The following is a 16,230-nucleotide window of genomic DNA, read 5'->3' on the forward strand; positions in this document are numbered from 1 at the left end:
ATGCATTGCGCATGCAACGGGTTCGCAGACGGGACATAGCCGGATATGGGCGTTGATCCGGTGGCTACTGTGATGGCGCGAATACGTCCACAGCGACCACAGCGACCACGACGACCTACGGGGAAGAGGAGACGGCGGTGGGGGAGCCGAACCGTTCACGCCTTCTTGACTACACACAGGGTCCGCCCACGGGGAAGTCGGAGGAGCGTCGCCGGTCGAGCCTGCTCGACTACGCGGACGCGGAGCCGCCGCGCGGCCCGGAGCCGGACGGCCGACCGGGGCCCAGGCCGGGCGTGCCGCCGTACGAGACGGCGGTGTTCGTGCCGGCGCACCCCCGGTCCATCGAGGCCGTGAACGGGGACGGGCGTCCGGTCCGGATGCCGTTCGTCGTCTACGAACTCTTCGAACACCCCGCCGCCCACTCCGCGGCCTTCGCCTTCAGCACGCTGGACAAGCTCGTCGCCGCGTTCGGCGAGGCCCAGCCCTGGGTCCTCACGTCGATCGGACCGCTCGCCGAGGCGATGGGGGAGCGGGGAGCGACCGTCGTCCTCGACCCGAAGGTCGCCCCGGGGCGGCCCAACTGGCGGCCGGCCGACCTGGCCGCCCTCGCACGGGAGGTGCGCTGATGTCGGCCGACTTCAAGGCGGTGCTGAGCGATCTCACCTCGATGACCAAGACCTTCCACGACCAGGCCACCGACTACCGGGGACTCGCCACCGACGTCTCCCCGCCCGTGGTGAGCGGAGGGGACGCGGGGCTCGACGACGCCATCAAGGAGGTCGCGAACCTCATCCTCGGCCTGCACACCGGCTTCGCCGACCGGCTGGACGACCACGGCGACAAGGTCGCGTACGCGCGTGACTCGTTCCACCGGCACGACGTGGACGTCCACGGCGTGTTCGAGGACCTGATGGTGGAGGGCTGATGGGCGACAGTTGGGTCGGCGGTGACATCGGCGGGCTGCGCACGATGGCCACCACGTACAAGAACGCCAAGGACAAACTCGACGACGTCGTCCGCCCGGTCACCGGCGCCGTCGAGAAGCTGGTCGGCGACGCGGGCTGGAAGGGCGACGCAGCCGAGGAGTTCCGCGCCAAGTGGAGCGAGGACGCGCTGACGGCGGGCGCTTTCGCCAGCATGGTGAGCGACGTGGGCGACATCCTCAGCACCCTCGCCGACGCGCTGTCCACCTGCGAGACGGCCCTGCAGAACGCCGAGCACGTCGCCACGACCAAGGGCGTGCCCATGGGGGACAAGGGTGTGCCCCTGCCGATGGTCACGGCGAATCCGCCCAGCGGGGCGGACCAGAAGACCATCTCCGCGATGACCGAGTACGACACCGTCCGCAAGCAGGTCATGCACACCGCCCAGCACGCCCGGCTGGTCGCCGCCGACAAGCTGAACGGCCTGTACGCGCAGGTCACCGACAAGGTGTCGACCGGCGACAAGATCACCATCGCCGACGCGCTGCGCACCCTGTACGCCTACGACGCCGAGGACGCCCGGGCCGGCGGCATCAAGGCGCGCGCCCAGCTCGACGACGCCAAGGCCGAGGCACAGGCGGCGAAGAAGGAGATGCGGGCGGAGCGCAAGGCATACCAGAAGGCGGGCCGCGGCCTCCCCAAGGACCTGCCCGCCAAGGGCGCCTACGGCGACGCGGTCATGAAGGTCGACTCCCTGGAGGAGGCCATCGCCCGCGCCGACGTCGGCAGCAGCAAGTTGCCGTACGACCGGGTCCTGAACGTCAAGCTCGCCGACGCGGCGGACGCGTTGCGGCTGGGCAAGGGTCTTGAGGCGCTGCCGGAGTTCCTCAAGGAGGTTCCGGTCATCGATGTCGCCGCGGCCGCCGCGTGCGGGCTGGTGGAGGCGAAGGACGACCATGACAAGGGATGGTCGTGGCAGAAGTCGGTGACGGTGGACGTCGGGGTGGCTGTCGGGGGTGTGGCTGCGGGTGCGCTGGCGGTGGTTGCACTGCCGGTCGAGGGCGCGGTGGCGGTGGCGGCGGTCGGCGTCGGTGCGACCATCGCCGCGACCAGCGTCATCGACCACGCCGTCCACGAGCACTGGAGCGAGGACATCCACGACCACGGTGTGGTCGGCGGTGTGCTGCACGGCGTGGGTGATGTCGGCTCCGAGACCTTGGACGACGGGAAACGACTGGTGAAGGACGTGTGGCATGGCGTCACGAGCATCTTCTGAGGCCGCCGCCACGGCGCACGTGGAGATCCCGAAGCTGCCGAAACTCGGCAGGACCTGGTACGAGCGCGGCACGCTCTACTGGCTGTGCCGTGCGCGTACGACGGTCTTCCTGCTCGTCTTCATGACCCTCTACTGCCTGTTCACCTTCGGCCTCTTCCAGGGAGTCCGCGACCTGCTGCCGTCCAACGCCCGCACCGCGTACGACTGGGCACAGGTCGTCCTGTGCTGCGCGGCCCTCGTCTGGGGCTGGATCAAGCAGCGCCAAGGTCATCGCAAGGCGCTCCTGAACCCGCCCAGCCCGAAGGAGACCTGGATCGCCAAGCGCGACCACAACCGGCAGGCCGGCAGGTCGGCCGGCTTCGGTGCCGCGGGCGGGCGGGTGCTCATCGCCCTGGCGGCACCCGTCATGCCGGCCTTTGCCGCGTACCTCGTCGGCTGGCTCGCCGCCTGGACCACGGTCCGCGAATACCCCAGCGAGGTCGGCGCCCGTCGCTGGCTCCAGGAGCACCCCTCCGGAACATGACCCCGTCCGACATCCCGAAACTGCCCGGCCTCGGCAGAACCTGGTACAAGCGCGGCGCCCGCTACTGGCTGCGCCGCGCCTCCGGCGCACTCCTCTGGTTCGTGATTCTGGCCTTCATGTGCTTCATCGTCCTCGGGCTCTACCAGTCGTTCCGCCCTCACCTGCCCGCGCCCCTGCGCACGGTGTGGGACTGGACGCAGGCGCTCGCAGCATGCGGGGCCTTTGTCTGGGGCTGGGTGAAGCAGCGCCGGGACATCCGCGAGAAGATGCTGAACCCGCCGACTCCCACCCAGGCCTGGCTGGACAAGCGGTACGCGACGCAACGCGGCCAGGGGCTGGGCCGCGCCGCCGTCCTCCCCGCGTTGCTCGTGCTCCCCGTCGTGCCGGCCCTCTTCGCGTGGTGCGTCGGCACGATCGCGGCCGTGTTCTCAGTCCGCGAGTACCCCAGCGAGGTCGGCGCCCGCCGAGCCCTGGAGCACAGCCGAAGCCTTGCGGGCGAGCAAGAACGCCTGCGCTGAAGACTCCCCGAGTTCCTCGTCCGCCTCCCGCACCGTCCGCGACCGCAGCACGAACCCCGCCGCCTCCAGCAGCCCAGCCATCGCGTCCGGTCGCCGTCGTTCGAAGTCCAGGCGTACCGGGTGGCCGAAGGGCCGGTCGAGGGTGAGGGGTCGGTCGCCCGCCTGGAAGGCGAGCAGGAGGTGGGCGCCCGGGGCCAGGACGCGGTGGAACTCCGCGAAGAGGGACGGGAGTCGGTCCACAGGGGTGTGGATGGACGAGTACCAGGAGACGGCTCCCGCGAGTGTCCCGGCGGGGATGTCCAGGTCCAGCATCGAGCCCTGACGGAAGACCAGTCCCGGGTTCTCGCGCCGGGCGATCGTGAGCATGGACGCGGACAGGTCGAGCCCGAAGACGTCCAGGCCGAGGGAGGCGAGGTGCGCGGTGGTCCGCCCCGGGCCGCAGCCGAGGTCGGCCACCTGGCCGCCCCCGCCACGGTTCACCAGCTCGGCGAAGGCGGCCTGCACCGTCCAGTCGCGCGGCCTGCCGCCGGGCTCACCCGCGAACATGTCCGCGTAGTCCTCGGCGATGGCGTCGTAGAAGGTCCGGGTGGTGGTCACGAAGCCGGCTTCGGCGGATGGCGTCGATGTCATGGCCGGGGACCCTACCGACCCCCACCGACAGCCCGCCCGCCCGACCGCCGGAGGCAAAGGCAGGAGCCCCGTCGCCTTGCGGCGCGGGGCTCCTTGGGTACTGCTATCTGTTCCGGATCAAAGCACCAGGCAAAACACCAGGCTCCGAGACCGAATGACTGCTATCGATCAAGTGACTCAGACGGGGGTTACGTTCTCCGCCTGCGGGCCCTTCGGGCCCTGGGTCACGTCGAAGGAGACCTGCTGGTTCTCCTCCAGCGAACGGAAGCCGCTCGCGTTGATCGCGGAGTAGTGAACGAAGACGTCGGGGCCGCCGCCTTCTTGGGCGATGAAGCCAAAGCCCTTTTCGGCGTTGAACCACTTCACGGTTCCGGTAGCCATAAGCCCTCCTTGGGCCCAAAGGGTTGCCCTGCTCCAGAACCCTGCAAGTGTGAAAACAAGTCCCGCACTACTGCATACGTCTGAAAACGACTAGAGCCTGCGGTTACATGCTCCGCAGGCTCTGTACTGCAAGGGAAACCAAACTGCAACTTGCGGCGAGCCTAGCATGCGGGCAGCCGAAAGCAATAGAGGCCAAGATCACATCACCCGGACGTTTGAAGATCGCCAAAGGCTTGACTGTGGGGCCGAAGTATGGAGCGTACCTCATGAGGTCTAGCCTCACGTTGTGGACAATTCTCGCACCCGGCCGCGCGTCGGCCACATCCAGTTCCTGAACTGCCTGCCCCTGTACTGGGGGCTCGCGAGAACAGGCACGCTTCTCGACTTCGAGCTCACCAAGGACACCCCGGAGAAGCTCAGCGAGCAGTTGGTGCAGGGGGACCTCGACATCGGGCCCATCACGCTCGTCGAATTCCTCCGCAACGCGGACGACCTGGTCGCCTTCCCCGACATCGCCGTCGGCTGCGACGGCCCGGTGATGTCCTGCGTGATCGTCTCGCAGGTCCCGCTGGACCAGCTCGACGGCCGCCGCGTCGCCCTCGGCTCGACCTCGCGGACCTCCGTCCGGCTCGCCCAGCTCCTCCTCGCCGAGCGCTACGGCGTCCAGCCCGACTACTACACCTGCCCGCCCGACCTGAGCCTGATGATGCAGGAGGCGGAGGCGGCCGTACTCATCGGTGACGCCGCGCTGCGCGCCAACCTCCTCGACGGGCCGCGCTTCGGGCTTGAGGTGCACGACCTCGGCTCGCTCTGGAAGGAGTGGACCGGGCTGCCGTTCGTCTTCGCCGTCTGGGCCGCCCGCCGCGACTACCTGGAGCGCGAACCGGTCATCACCCGCAAGGTCCACGAGGCCTTCCTCGCCTCCCGCAACCTCTCCCTCGAAGAGGTCGGCAAGGTCGCCGAACAGGCCGCCCGCTGGGAGGAGTTCGACGAGGAGGTCCTGGAGCGGTACTTCACCACCCTCGACTTCCGCTTCGGCGGCCCCCAGCTCGCCGCGGTCGCCGAGTTCGCCCGCCGGGTGGGACCCACGACCGGCTTCCCGGCCGACGTGAACGTGGATCTGCTCCAGCCGTAATCACGGGAGGGGCGCTCCACTACCCTGCTGGAAGTCGTACGGGGGAGGGGTGGACGGCATGCAGCCGCTCGGAGACGACGAACCCGCGGTCGTGGGGCCCTACCGGCTGCTCGGCCGGCTCGGTTCCGGCGGGATGGGCCGGGTCTATCTCGGGCGCAGCGCGGGTGGCCGTACGGTCGCGGTCAAGATCGTGCATCCGCACTTCGCGCTCGACGAGGAGTTCCGGGCCCGCTTCCGCCGTGAGGTCGACGCCGCGCGCCGGGTGGGCGGCGCCTGGACCGCGCCCGTCCTGGACGCCGACCCGGAGGCCGCGGTGCCGTGGGTTGCCACGGCGTACGCGGCCGGTCCGTCCCTCTCCGCCGCCGTCGTGGACGGCGGGCCGCTGCCGATTCCTTCCGTACGGGCGCTGGGCGCGGGCCTCGCCGAAGCACTGGTCGCCGTCCACGAACTGGGGCTCGTGCACCGGGACGTGAAGCCGTCCAACGTGCTGCTGACCCTGGACGGTCCGCTCCTCATCGACTTCGGGATCGCCCGCGCCACGGACGGCACCGCCTCCCTCACCTCCACCGGCGTCTCCGTCGGCTCGCCCGGCTACATGGCCCCCGAGCAGATCCTCGGGAAAGGGGCGACCGGCGCCTCGGACGTCTTCTCCCTGGGCGCGGTGCTCGCCTACGCGGCCATCGGTGAGTCGCCCTTCCCCGGTGACTCCTCGGCCGCCCTCCTCTACAAGGTCGTCCACGAGGAGCCCCAACTGGGGGAGATGGGTGGTGAGTTGCGGGAGCTGGTGAGTGCCTGTCTGGCGAAGGACCCGGTCGTCCGGCCCACCCCCGGTGAGGTGGGCCGGTTGCTCGCCCCGGAGGGGGCCGCCCGGCTGGTGGCCGGTGGGTGGCTGCCGGGGGCGCTGGTCGAGCAGGTCAGCCGAAGTGCCGTACAACTGCTGAACCTTGAGGCGGCGGGGGTGGCCGAGGGGGTGCCTTCGGGGTCCTCCGGGCCGGTGGGGTTCAGCAGCCCCTCGTCGGGGGCGGGTGCGTTCGGGCCGCCGCCGGTGATGCCCATGGCACCCATGACACCCATGACTCCGACCGTCACGCCCGGTCTCGTGCCCGAGCCCCGTGACGCGGCCCCGCACGACACCCTTCCCCCTGATGCCGGCCATCGCCCCGGGAAGGTCTCCGTCTCCCTTGCCGCCACGGCCGCTCCGGGGGTCAACGGGCGTGGGCGCAAGGTCAGTTGCTCGGTCGTGCTCGCCGTCGCCGGGGCGCTCGCGGCGGTGACCGTGGGGTCGGTCCTCCTGTTCCGGATGCTGCCGGGCGACGGGGGTACGGACACCTCCGCGGGCTCCGCGAAGGAACCGACGGCAGGGAGCACGCCGAGCAGTAGCGCAACTGGCGGCAGCAGTACGCCGAGCGCGCCCGCGGCCACCCCGGCCGGGACCGTCCCCGCCGTCTACCTCGGCACCTGGCAGGGCGACGGCACCGCCCTCGGCGGCACCCTCCCGGACGGGACCTTCCGGCTCACGGTGCGCAAGGCGGCCGTAGGGCAGCAGTTGGGCGTTCTGCGGCAGACCGACACGCTCGGCGGTGTCTGCGACGACGTACTGACCCTGAAGCAGGTGACGAAGACCCGGCTCGTCGCCACGGCTGCGGGCGCGAAGACGAACCGTGACGTGTGCAACCAGGCCGCACACACCGTCACCCTCACCCCCACCGGAGACGACCTCACCTACGCGTCGGACAGCTCGGCCGAGGGTTCGCCGACCGCGCGGATGTCCAAGGTCGGGTAGTCGCGCAGTGGACTACGACCATCTGCTGATCGCCCTCGCGGGGGTGTGGGGCGCGGGTGCGGGGGCGGTGGTGGCGCGGGCCGGCCGGCGCGGTGCCGGTACCGCGCTCCTCGTCACGCTGGTGTGCGTCGCCCTCGCCGTGGCCACCGGGATCAGGCCCGAGCTGGTGGTGTGGCTGCTGCTCGCGCCCGCCGTCCTGCTGCCCGCACCCGCCGACCGAGCGCTTCCCCTCGCCGGTGGTGCTCTCTTCCTTCTCGGTCTCGTCGTCCTCCTGCCCGAGCACGCCGGTCACTGGACGGGCGCGCTGCTCGGAGGCCTGGGGCTGGGGGCGGGCTACTTCGGTCTGTCCCGTCTCGATCCCGGTGGCGGTCTGGGCCTGGGGGAGGTGCGGCTCGCGGTCGGGGCGGGGGTCGTGCTCGGGTGGTACGGGTGGCCGACGGTGATGCTGGGCGCCTTGGCGGGGTTTCTGCTCCGGGCGTTGTACGGGGGTGTCCTTGCCGGGAGGGGGACGCGTGCCGTCCCTTTTGGGCCGTTTCTGCTCGCCGGTGCCTTTCTCGGGCTGCTGGTCGGTGCCTTCACGGCCTGAGGTCGGGACGCGATATGCGCTGGCGTAGGCTGGCTGAGTCCGTCCACAACCCTTGACGAAAGGGACGCCCCGGTGACCGAGAAGGCCGAGCTTCAGTCCGTCCTCGACCGTGCCGCCGAGGGCGGGCGCATCACCCCCGAAGAGGCCCTCGACCTCTACCGCGACGCCCCGCTGCACGCGCTCGGCGCCGCCGCCGACGCCGTACGCAAGCGTCGGTACGCGGGGACCGAGCACATCGCGACGTACATCATCGAGCGGAACATCAACTACACGAACGTGTGCGTCACGGCGTGCAAGTTCTGTGCCTTCTACGCCGCGCCCAAGGACACCGCCAAGGGCTGGACGCGTGACCTCGACGACATTCTGCGGCGCTGCGCCGAGACCGTCGAACTCGGCGGCACGCAGATCATGTTCCAGGGCGGGCACCACCCGGACTACGGCGTCGAGTACTACGAGAAGCACTTCGCCGCGATCAAGGGCGCGTACCCCGAACTGGTCATCCACTCCCTCGGCGCGTCCGAGGTCGAGCACATGGCCCGGATCAGCGGGGTGTCGGTCGAGGAGGCCATCACCCGCATCCACGCGGCCGGTCTCGACTCCTTCGCCGGGGCCGGCGCGGAGTTGCTGCCCGCGCGCCCCCGCAAGGCGATCGCCCCGCTCAAGGAGTCCGGCGAGCGCTGGCTGGAGATCATGGAGGCGGCGCACAACCTGGGCGTCGAGTCGACGTCGACCATGCTCATGGGCACCGGCGAGACCAACGCCGAGCGCATCGAGCACCTGCGGATGATCCGCGACGTACAGGACCGGACCGGCGGCTTCCGCGCCTTCATCCCGTACACCTACCAGCCCGAGAACAACCACCTGAAGGGCCGCACGCAGGCCACGCTCTTCGAGTACCTGCGCATGATCGCCATCGCGCGCCTCTTCATGGACAACATCGCCCACATCCAGGGCAGTTGGCTGACCACCGGCAAGGAGGTCGGCCAACTCTCCCTGCACTACGGCGCGGACGACCTCGGCTCGATCATGCTGGAGGAGAACGTCGTCTCCTCGGCCGGTGCCAAGCACCGCTCCAACCGTATGGAGATCATCGACCTCATCCGCAAGGCGGGGCGCGTCCCGGCCCAGCGGACCACGACGTACGAGCACATCGTCGTCCACGACGACCCGGCGAACGACCCCGTCGACGAGCGGGTCATGTCGCACATCTCGTCCACGGCGATCGAAGGCGGCACCGCTCACCCCGAGTTGAAGCTGCTCTCCGCCAACTAGGGCCGCCGTGCTGACGATTCACACGGCGGACGAGGGTGGGGCCGTCGCCGTCGAGGGCGCCCGGATCGCGGGTGTGGGGACGCTGGCGGAGGTCCAGGCGCGGTTTCCGGGTGCGAGGGTGCGGAGTTGGCCCGGTGTGCTGGGGCCCGCCCGCGTCCACGAGGGGCCGCTCCCGGACGCGCCGAGCCCGCGGGAACGTATCCACGCCGTACTGAAGACCGGGGCTACGGCTGTCCTGGCGGAACACGTCGACTCACCCGAACTCCGGGCCGCCGCAGAGCGGAACGACGTCGTGATCCTCGCCCGCCCACGTCCCGTGGCCCTTGTCGTCCTGGGCCGCGCCGACCTCGCCGTCCTCGACGGGACCGGCGCGTGCATCGCCACCGTGTGCGCAGGGCGACTGGTGCACCGGCGCCGCTAGGGCCTGTTGCGAAAGTCCCGCCTGCCCGGCGACGCCCGGCACGCCGAGAGCACACACCGACTGCGACACCGGCCGCTTCCGCGGCGGGCGCGAGGCCCGCCCTGCTGGCGAACGGCGGGACTTCGCGGACACGGTCTGACCCCCGGAGGGGACCTCAGCCCGCGAACGCCTTCGCGAAGGCGCCCGAGCTCTGGGTCACTCCACTGCAGTCAGTAGCCGCGTCGTCGTTGGACGAACCGCTCTCGCACTGCTGGTCGCGGAAGGTCGACCACATCGACACCCAGGCGATCTGCTTCTCCTCGGCGAACGTCCGTACCTGTGCCGCGTCCGCGAGGGAGAACGTCTCGCCCGACACGTCGTTCACGCCGATCATCGAGGTGAGCGCCATGCCCTGCCAGGCGCCGGCGTCCGAGAGCCCGAAGACCTTCTTGAGCTGGGTGTGCGTGGCCGTGGCCGAGGTGATCGCGTAGTCGCCCATGTCGGCGGTGTACGACTCGCCGTAGTTCATCGTCATGATGTTGACGGTGGAGACCTCGACCGCGTTGTCGTTGGCGGACTCCAGCAGCGCCAGGCTGTCGGAGTCGAGGCCGCTGGGCATCACCGGGAGCGTGAACGAGACCTTGAGATCGGTGCGTTCCTTCTGGAGCAGGGCTATCGCCTTGGAGCGCAGGGCGACCGAGGTGGAGTCGGTCAGGGTGTCGCCCTCGATGTCGAAGTCGGCCTGAGTCGAGCCGGCCGCGTCCAGCGCCTCGCCGTAGGCCTTCGCGAGCGCGGTCGCGCTGGTGCAGGTCGTGGCCAGCTCCTTGCCGGAGGCCCCGCCGAAGGAGACGCGGACGGTGGCGCCGGAGGTCTTCAGCGCCGCGATCCTGGATTTCACGGCCGCGTTGTCGATGGCGGTCGTGCCGTTCCACTCCGGCGTGCAGGTGCTGCCTTTGGCGATGGCGAAGGCGAGGTTGTACGTCGTCGGGGCCCCGGTGGCGTCCATGTCGGCGGCGGTGGTGACGCTGACGTACGGGGCGTAGGACGTGGTCGACGACGGTGTCGACGAGGCGCTTTCGGAGGGCGCCGTACTGGTCTGCCGGGTCGCTTCGGGTGCCGCGTCCGACGTGTCGTCGGAGCTTGAGGAGCACCCGGTGACCGTCAGGGCAAACAAGCAGGTGAGCCCGGCCGCCGGTTTCAGGAAACTCCTCATTGAGCATGCACCCTTTCCGCGTGGGGACGGTGATTTCTGTCTCAGGATGGAAACAGAGTCGGTTTCCGAAGCCTAAATGAAGCACATGGGGCTGTGTCTTACGAAGACAGATAAAACATAGGAAACCCACGGGTGTCGATGCGCGAAACGGTCAAGTCGGGCGACAAGGCGGAAAATTGGGGACACTACTGACACTGGCTGTTCATAAGGCGTTTCCTGGTTTCTCTAAGGGAAGAGACAGGTTCCGTCGATTTTCTTGGCAGGCTCACAAGTGATTCCGAGTTTTGGTCACATAAAGCCCGCCTAATATCTGGGGAATGCAATCCGAGTCCGCCATCGAAAACCCCGCCTCCGAGCGGGGTCGCCGCCGTAAACGCGGCAACGGGTCCGCAGAAGGCCCCGTGTTCGTTGACAACTCCGGCCGCCGGTCAAAGGTGCTGCGCCGGATCGGCCTCCTCATGGGTGTCGTCTGCCTGGGGTACGCGTTCGTACTCGGCATGGCGTTCATGGGCTGGGGCATCTCCGTCAACCCCTCCTCGCTGCTGCCCTTCGGCGGCGGCCAGGCCGGGTCGGCTCCGGGCGGTGGCTACGGCCCCGACGGCGGCAGAGGCGGTGTGGCGCCCTCCGGCGTTCCGACCGGCGCGCCGACCGACATCCCCTCGGGCGCCCCCACGGGTGCGGCCCCGTCCGCCTCAGCCACCGCACAGTAACCGGAGCGCGACCGCAGCCATGACTACGACGACTCCCTCGCGCGGGCGCCGCCGCGCCCCCACCCGGATGGAGCGCGCGGCCGGCAAGGCCGCCGCCCTCCAGCGGCCCCGGGTGATTCTCGCCCTGCTGCTTCTCCTCGGCCTCACCTGCGTGATGCTGCTCGACGGCTACCTGCGCGCGGAAGTCGGCGGCGACCAGCGCGTCCGGGACGGCGCGAGCGCCAGCAAGGTCCCCGACAAGGTGCTCAACGGCGGCCCGATCCTGACTTTCCGCAATGGTCAGCCGGTCACGCAGACCATTCCGAAGAAGACCATCGTCCTCACCTTCGACGACGGCCCGAACCCCACCTACACACCGACAGTTCTGAAGATCCTCAAGAAGTACGACGTCCCCGCCACGTTCTTCCTGGTGGGCTCGATGGTCTCGCGCTACCCGGACATCGTGAAGCAGATGGTCTCGCAGGGGAACGAGGTGGGCATCCACACCTTCACCCACGTCGACCTCTCCTACCAGAGCGACGCCCGTATCAAGCGGGAGATGGAACAGACGCAGCTCGCGCTGGCGGGCGCCGCCGGCATCACGACGACGCTGTTCCGCGCGCCGTACTCCTCGGAGACGGACGCCATCGACAACTACAGCTACCCCGTCTACAAGAAGCTCGGCGCCGACGGCTACACCAGCGTCTTCGTCGACACCGACAGCGACGACTGGAAGCAGCCCGGCGTCGCGAAGATCATCAAGTGGGCGACTCCGTCCGGGACTTCGGGCTCCTCGGTGCTGTTCCACGACGCCGGTGGGGTGCGCTCGCAGACCATGAAGGCGCTGCCCACGTACATCGCGAAGATGAAGGCGAAGGGCTACACGTTCACCACCGTGAGCGGCGCCATCGCCAAGAACACCGCCGCCCAGCGCCCCGTCACGAGCACGGGTGCCGCCGCGGGTACCAGCTCCGGCACGGTCACCGCCGGCGCGCAGCCCTCCGCCGCGCCCACCGCGGGCGCCCCCGCCGGCACCGCGCCCGGCAGCGGCCAGACGACGACCGGTTCGGCCGTCGGCGGCAACGGCAACAGCAATGGGAACGGGAACGGCAACGGCAACGGCCGGATCTCGGCCCTCCAGGCCGCCCACCGCGAGGCCACCGGCATGACCCTCTACGAGGGCAAGTCGCTGATCTGGGCGGTCAGAGTCGCCGAGTGGGTGGTGCCGGGACTCGCGGCGGGCCTGACCGTCGTCGGCGTCGCCGTCATGAGCCGGTTCGGGATGATGCTGATCCTCGCCCGGCGCCACTACAGACAGCGCAACAAACGCCGATTCAGCTGGGGAGCGACCGTCACCCGCCCGGTGTCGGTGATCGTCCCGGCGTACAACGAGAAGGAGTGCATCGCCAACACCCTTGAGTCGCTGGCGAAGAGCACCCATCCGATCGAGATCATCGTCGTCGACGACGGCTCCTCGGACGGCACCTCCGAGATCGCCCGCGAGGCGGCCCGCTCGTTCGGCATGAACAACGTCCGGGTCATCCGCCAGGAGAACGCGGGCAAGCCGGCCGCCCTCAACAACGGTGTGCGCAACGCCAGTTACGACATCGTCATCATGATGGACGGCGACACCGTCTTCGAGCCGGACGCCGTGCACCAGCTGGTGCAGCCCTTCGCCGACCCCGAGGTCGGCGCGGTCGCGGGCAACGCCAAGGTCGGCAACCGCAACACGATCATCGGCGCCTGGCAGCACATCGAGTACGTGATGGGCTTCAACCTCGACCGCCGTATGTACGACCTGCTGCGCTGCATGCCCACCATCCCGGGCGCGATCGGCGCCTTCCGCCGCGAGGCGGTGCTCGCCGTCGGCGGCATGAGCGAGGACACCCTCGCCGAGGACACCGACATCACCATCGCCCTGCACCGCGAGGGCTGGCGGGTCGTCTACCAGGAGCACGCCAGGGCCTGGACCGAGGCCCCGGCCTCGCTGAAGCAGCTCTGGTCGCAGCGCTACCGCTGGTCCTACGGCACCATGCAGGCCCTGTGGAAGCACCGCAAGTCCCTTACGGACAAGGGTCCTTCGGGCCGCTTCGGCCGGGTCGGGATGCCCCTCGTGGTGATCTTCCAGATCATCACGCCGGTCTTCGCCCCGCTGATCGACGTCTTCACCGTCTACTCGATGATCTTCGTCGACTTCTGGGCGTCCCTCGCGATGTGGTTCGCGGTGCTCGGCATCCAGCTCTTCTGCGCGGCCTACGCCTTCCGGCTCGACCGGGAGAAGTACCGCTACCTGATGATGCTGCCGCTCCAGCAGCTCGCCTATCGCCAGATGATGTACCTCGTCCTCATCCACTCCTGCATCACCGCCCTGACGGGCGGCCGGCTGCGCTGGCAGAAACTCAAGCGCACCGGCGAGGTCGGCACACCGGCGGGAGCGAGCTGATGACCTGGGAGCAGCAGGGGTACGGCGGCTACGGGCAGCCCCAGCAGCCCCAACAGCCCTACGGCTACGAGGGGTACGGCCAGCCTCAGCCGTACGGCCAGCCCCCGCAGCCGTACCAGCAGCAGCCGTATCAACAACAGCCGTACCAGCAGCAGTCGCCGTATCCGCAGCAGTACGCGGCGACGGACCACGGGCAGGGAGCTGCGCCGGTCGCCGTGGACGAGACGGCGACCCTGCCCCCGATCGAGGCGGAACCGGAGCCCGCAGCGGAGCCGGTGGCCGAGGAGGTCGTAGCAGAGCGGGAGTCCGCGCCCGCGCCCAAACCGGCGGGCCGGGACCGGTACTTCGACACCCTGCGGGCCGTCGCGCTGATCCGGGTCGTGACCTACCACACCTTCGGGTGGGCCTGGTGCGGGATGGTGTTCCCCTCCATGGGGATCATGTTCGGCCTGGCCGGGACGCTGATGGCGAAGTCGCTTGAGCGGCCCGCGTTCAAGGTGGTCAAGAGCCGGATGCGGAGGCTGCTGCCGCCGTTCTGGTTCTGGGGCTTCTTCGTGGTCCTGGCGATGCTCATCCACGACTGGATGCCGGGCTGGCAGATCGTCTTCTGGGTGGTGCCGGTCGGCGACCCGCCGGGCAACGCCTGGGGCACGCAGGCCTGGGAGATCCTCTGGTACCTGCGGACCTACCTCTGGTTCGTCCTGCTCTCGCCGGCCCTGCTGTGGATCTTCCGCAAGGCGCCGATCCCGGTGCTGCTGCTGACCCTGGTGCCGATCGTCGTCCTCAAGTTCGTGTGGGCGGGGCCGGACAACCGCTTCGGCAACGCGCTCTGGGACCTCTCGACGTACCTCTTCTGCTGGATCCTCGGCTTCGCCCACCGCGACGGGGTGCTCCAGAAACTGAAGCCCTTCCTGGTGGTCACGCTCTCGATCGCCGCGATCGCCTTCGGCGGCTGGTACGCCTTCACGCACCAGGCCGAGGCCGGCACCTACGACCTGGACGAGAACCCGCTCGCCCAGACCTACTGGTCGGCCGGTTACGTCATGCTGCTGATGTGGGCCAAGTCCTACTTCAACATCGACTTCGCCTGGCTGACCCGCTTCAAGAAGCTGGACCGGACCGTCACGATCTTCAACGCGCGGGCCGTGACGATCTACCTCTGGCACGAGATCGCGCTGGTCCTGGCGGTACCGCTGATCGACCAGTTCTGGAACGTGCCCGCCTTCGAGAAGTGGCTGCCGCTGGAGAGCCAGTGGTTCATGTTCGGCATCGGCTGGATCCTCATCGCCGTCTTCATCCTGCTCTGCGGCTGGGTGGAGGACGTGGCGGCGAAGAAGAAACCGAGACTGCTGCCGTCGTGAGATTCCCTTTCGACGCGTGTGCTTCGGGCCGGGCGCCTTCGGGCTGCCCGGCCCGTACTGCCACAATGGGCCCGTGACCCGCGCATCCCTGGACAAGCAGCCGCACGAAGTCGCCTCGATGTTCGACGACGTGGCGGAACGGTACGACCTCACCAACGACGTGCTGTCGCTCGGCCAGGACCGCCGATGGCGCAAGGAGGTCACGAAGGCGGTCGACGCCCGCCCCGCGCAGAAGATCCTGGACCTGGCCGCCGGTACGGCCACCTCCTCGCTCCCCTTCGCCCGCAGCGGTGCCTATGTCGTCCCCTGCGACTTCTCCCTCGGCATGCTCCAGGTCGGCAAGAAGCGTCACCCCTGGCTGCCGCTCACGGCCGGCGACGCCACGAAGCTGCCGTTCAAGGACGACACCTTCGACGCCGTGACCATCTCCTTCGGGCTGCGCAACGTGCAGGACACGGACACCGCGCTGCGCGAGCTGTACCGGGTGACCAAGCCCGGCGGCCGGGTCGTCATCTGCGAGTTCTCGCACCCGACCTGGGCGCCCTTCCGCACGGTCTACACCGAGTACCTGATGCGCGCGCTGCCGCCGGTCGCCCGCGCGGTCTCCTCGAACCCCGACGCGTACGTCTACCTCGCCGAGTCCATCCGCGCCTGGCCCGACCAGCCCGCCCTGGCCGAGCGGCTGCGCAAGGCCGGCTGGTCCAAGGTCGCCTATCGCAACCTCAGCGGCGGGATCGTCGCCCTGCACCGCGGCTTCAAGGACCGCGTGGGCTGCTAGCTGATCACCGTCGAGATGAACGCGTCGCCCGGCGGCTCGTCCAGCTCGCGCTGCATTCCGCCCCTCGGCGGCCTCGGCATGCGCGGCTCACGCATCCCGCCCCCGCCGTCCCCGTCGCCGAAGTCGAACCACACGTAGACGATGGAGTCCCGCGGCACCTCGGCATCGGGCTGCGGATACTGCCGTACGACGTAGTCGACGACGGCGAGATGGAAGTCGGGCCGGTCCGGCGAGTTGATGAACAGCCCGCGTGACTGGGCCGTCTCGCGCGCGTCCACGGCCATCAGGCCGACGAGCCGTGGCACGCGCACTTCGGGTG

General features: G+C 69.4%; 18 protein-coding genes. 14 read left to right on the forward strand and 4 right to left on the reverse strand.

Annotation, left to right across the window (positions count from 1 at the left end; all coding sequences use genetic code 11):
• The first annotated feature begins 137 nt into the window (after positions 1–137).
• Genes AB0M63_RS00735 through AB0M63_RS00755 form a run of 5 tightly spaced genes read left to right on the forward strand, consistent with a single transcriptional unit; the run spans position 138 to position 3,240 of the window.
• Positions 138–626: an SAV_915 family protein gene (locus AB0M63_RS00735; RefSeq protein WP_366017908.1), complete on the forward strand. Its 489-nt coding sequence runs from the start codon at positions 138–140 to the stop codon at positions 624–626.
• Entirely contained in the window at positions 626–925 is a 300-nt protein-coding gene (locus AB0M63_RS00740) for a DUF6317 family protein (RefSeq protein WP_355904757.1), read from the forward strand. Before AB0M63_RS00735 ends, AB0M63_RS00740 begins: the two co-directional genes overlap by 1 nt.
• The gene (locus tag AB0M63_RS00745; RefSeq protein ID WP_366017909.1) at positions 925–2,199 is read left to right on the forward strand and encodes a hypothetical protein; all 1,275 of its coding nucleotides are present in this window, start codon (positions 925–927) and stop codon (positions 2,197–2,199) included. Before AB0M63_RS00740 ends, AB0M63_RS00745 begins: the two co-directional genes overlap by 1 nt.
• Complete coding sequence (locus tag AB0M63_RS00750) at positions 2,177–2,722, forward strand: hypothetical protein (protein ID WP_366017910.1); 546 nt, start codon at positions 2,177–2,179, stop codon at positions 2,720–2,722. Before AB0M63_RS00745 ends, AB0M63_RS00750 begins: the two co-directional genes overlap by 23 nt.
• A complete protein-coding gene (locus tag AB0M63_RS00755) occupies positions 2,719–3,240 on the forward strand; it encodes a hypothetical protein (RefSeq protein WP_366017911.1) in 522 nt (173 codons plus the stop codon). Before AB0M63_RS00750 ends, AB0M63_RS00755 begins: the two co-directional genes overlap by 4 nt.
• Here AB0M63_RS00755 and AB0M63_RS00760 read toward each other — a convergent pair.
• Positions 3,151–3,870: a class I SAM-dependent methyltransferase gene (locus tag AB0M63_RS00760; protein WP_366017912.1), complete on the reverse strand. Its 720-nt coding sequence runs from the start codon at positions 3,868–3,870 to the stop codon at positions 3,151–3,153. The two genes, AB0M63_RS00755 and AB0M63_RS00760, sit on opposite strands and share 90 nt — an antisense overlap.
• Positions 3,871–4,047: 177 nt before the next feature.
• A complete protein-coding gene (locus AB0M63_RS00765) occupies positions 4,048–4,251 on the reverse strand; it encodes a cold-shock protein (protein ID WP_003992177.1) in 204 nt (67 codons plus the stop codon).
• Positions 4,252–4,537: 286 nt separating this feature from the next.
• Between AB0M63_RS00765 and AB0M63_RS00770 the strand changes: the two genes are divergently transcribed.
• The 5 genes from AB0M63_RS00770 (at position 4,538) to AB0M63_RS00790 (ending at position 9,448) form a co-directional block, all read left to right on the forward strand.
• Positions 4,538–5,386: a menaquinone biosynthesis protein gene (locus AB0M63_RS00770; protein ID WP_355904773.1), complete on the forward strand. Its 849-nt coding sequence runs from the start codon at positions 4,538–4,540 to the stop codon at positions 5,384–5,386.
• Positions 5,387–5,444: 58 nt separating this feature from the next.
• Complete coding sequence (locus AB0M63_RS00775) at positions 5,445–7,169, forward strand: serine/threonine-protein kinase (protein WP_366017914.1); 1,725 nt, start codon at positions 5,445–5,447, stop codon at positions 7,167–7,169.
• Between the two features lie 7 nt (positions 7,170–7,176).
• Complete coding sequence (locus AB0M63_RS00780; protein WP_366017916.1) at positions 7,177–7,755, forward strand: hypothetical protein; 579 nt, start codon at positions 7,177–7,179, stop codon at positions 7,753–7,755.
• A gap of 72 nt (positions 7,756–7,827) precedes the next feature.
• On the forward strand, positions 7,828–9,027 hold the full coding sequence (gene mqnC, locus AB0M63_RS00785; RefSeq protein WP_366017917.1) for a cyclic dehypoxanthinyl futalosine synthase: 1,200 nt from the start codon (positions 7,828–7,830) through the stop codon (positions 9,025–9,027).
• A gap of 7 nt (positions 9,028–9,034) precedes the next feature.
• Positions 9,035–9,448 carry a hypothetical protein gene (locus AB0M63_RS00790; protein WP_355904784.1) on the forward strand — a complete coding sequence of 138 codons (414 nt, stop codon included), beginning with the start codon at positions 9,035–9,037 and terminating at the stop codon, positions 9,446–9,448.
• A 154-nt stretch (positions 9,449–9,602) separates the two neighbouring features.
• Here the strand turns inward: AB0M63_RS00790 and AB0M63_RS00795 are convergent, their stop codons facing one another.
• The gene (locus tag AB0M63_RS00795; protein ID WP_355904787.1) at positions 9,603–10,640 is read right to left on the reverse strand and encodes a chitinase; all 1,038 of its coding nucleotides are present in this window, start codon (positions 10,638–10,640) and stop codon (positions 9,603–9,605) included.
• A gap of 317 nt (positions 10,641–10,957) precedes the next feature.
• Between AB0M63_RS00795 and AB0M63_RS00800 the strand changes: the two genes are divergently transcribed.
• The 4 genes from AB0M63_RS00800 (at position 10,958) to AB0M63_RS00815 (ending at position 15,911) form a co-directional block, all read left to right on the forward strand.
• Entirely contained in the window at positions 10,958–11,350 is a 393-nt protein-coding gene (locus AB0M63_RS00800) for a hypothetical protein (RefSeq protein ID WP_355904790.1), read from the forward strand.
• Between the two features lie 19 nt (positions 11,351–11,369).
• Complete coding sequence (locus AB0M63_RS00805; protein WP_366017918.1) at positions 11,370–13,772, forward strand: bifunctional polysaccharide deacetylase/glycosyltransferase family 2 protein; 2,403 nt, start codon at positions 11,370–11,372, stop codon at positions 13,770–13,772.
• Entirely contained in the window at positions 13,772–15,133 is a 1,362-nt protein-coding gene (locus AB0M63_RS00810) for an acyltransferase (protein WP_366017920.1), read from the forward strand. The genes AB0M63_RS00805 and AB0M63_RS00810 overlap by 1 nt, the downstream gene beginning before the upstream one ends.
• A 73-nt stretch (positions 15,134–15,206) precedes the next feature.
• Positions 15,207–15,911: a demethylmenaquinone methyltransferase gene (locus AB0M63_RS00815; RefSeq protein WP_355904799.1), complete on the forward strand. Its 705-nt coding sequence runs from the start codon at positions 15,207–15,209 to the stop codon at positions 15,909–15,911.
• On the opposite strand, the gene AB0M63_RS00820 is transcribed toward AB0M63_RS00815, so the two are convergent.
• Positions 15,908–16,222, reverse strand: coding sequence for a PASTA domain-containing protein (locus AB0M63_RS00820; RefSeq protein WP_366017921.1), 315 nt, complete (start codon positions 16,220–16,222; stop codon positions 15,908–15,910). The genes AB0M63_RS00815 and AB0M63_RS00820 overlap by 4 nt on opposite strands.
• Positions 16,223–16,230 lie beyond the last annotated feature (8 nt).

This window comes from Streptomyces sp. NPDC051576, from assembly GCF_040681835.1.
Classification (GTDB): Bacteria; Actinomycetota; Actinomycetes; order Streptomycetales; family Streptomycetaceae; genus Streptomyces.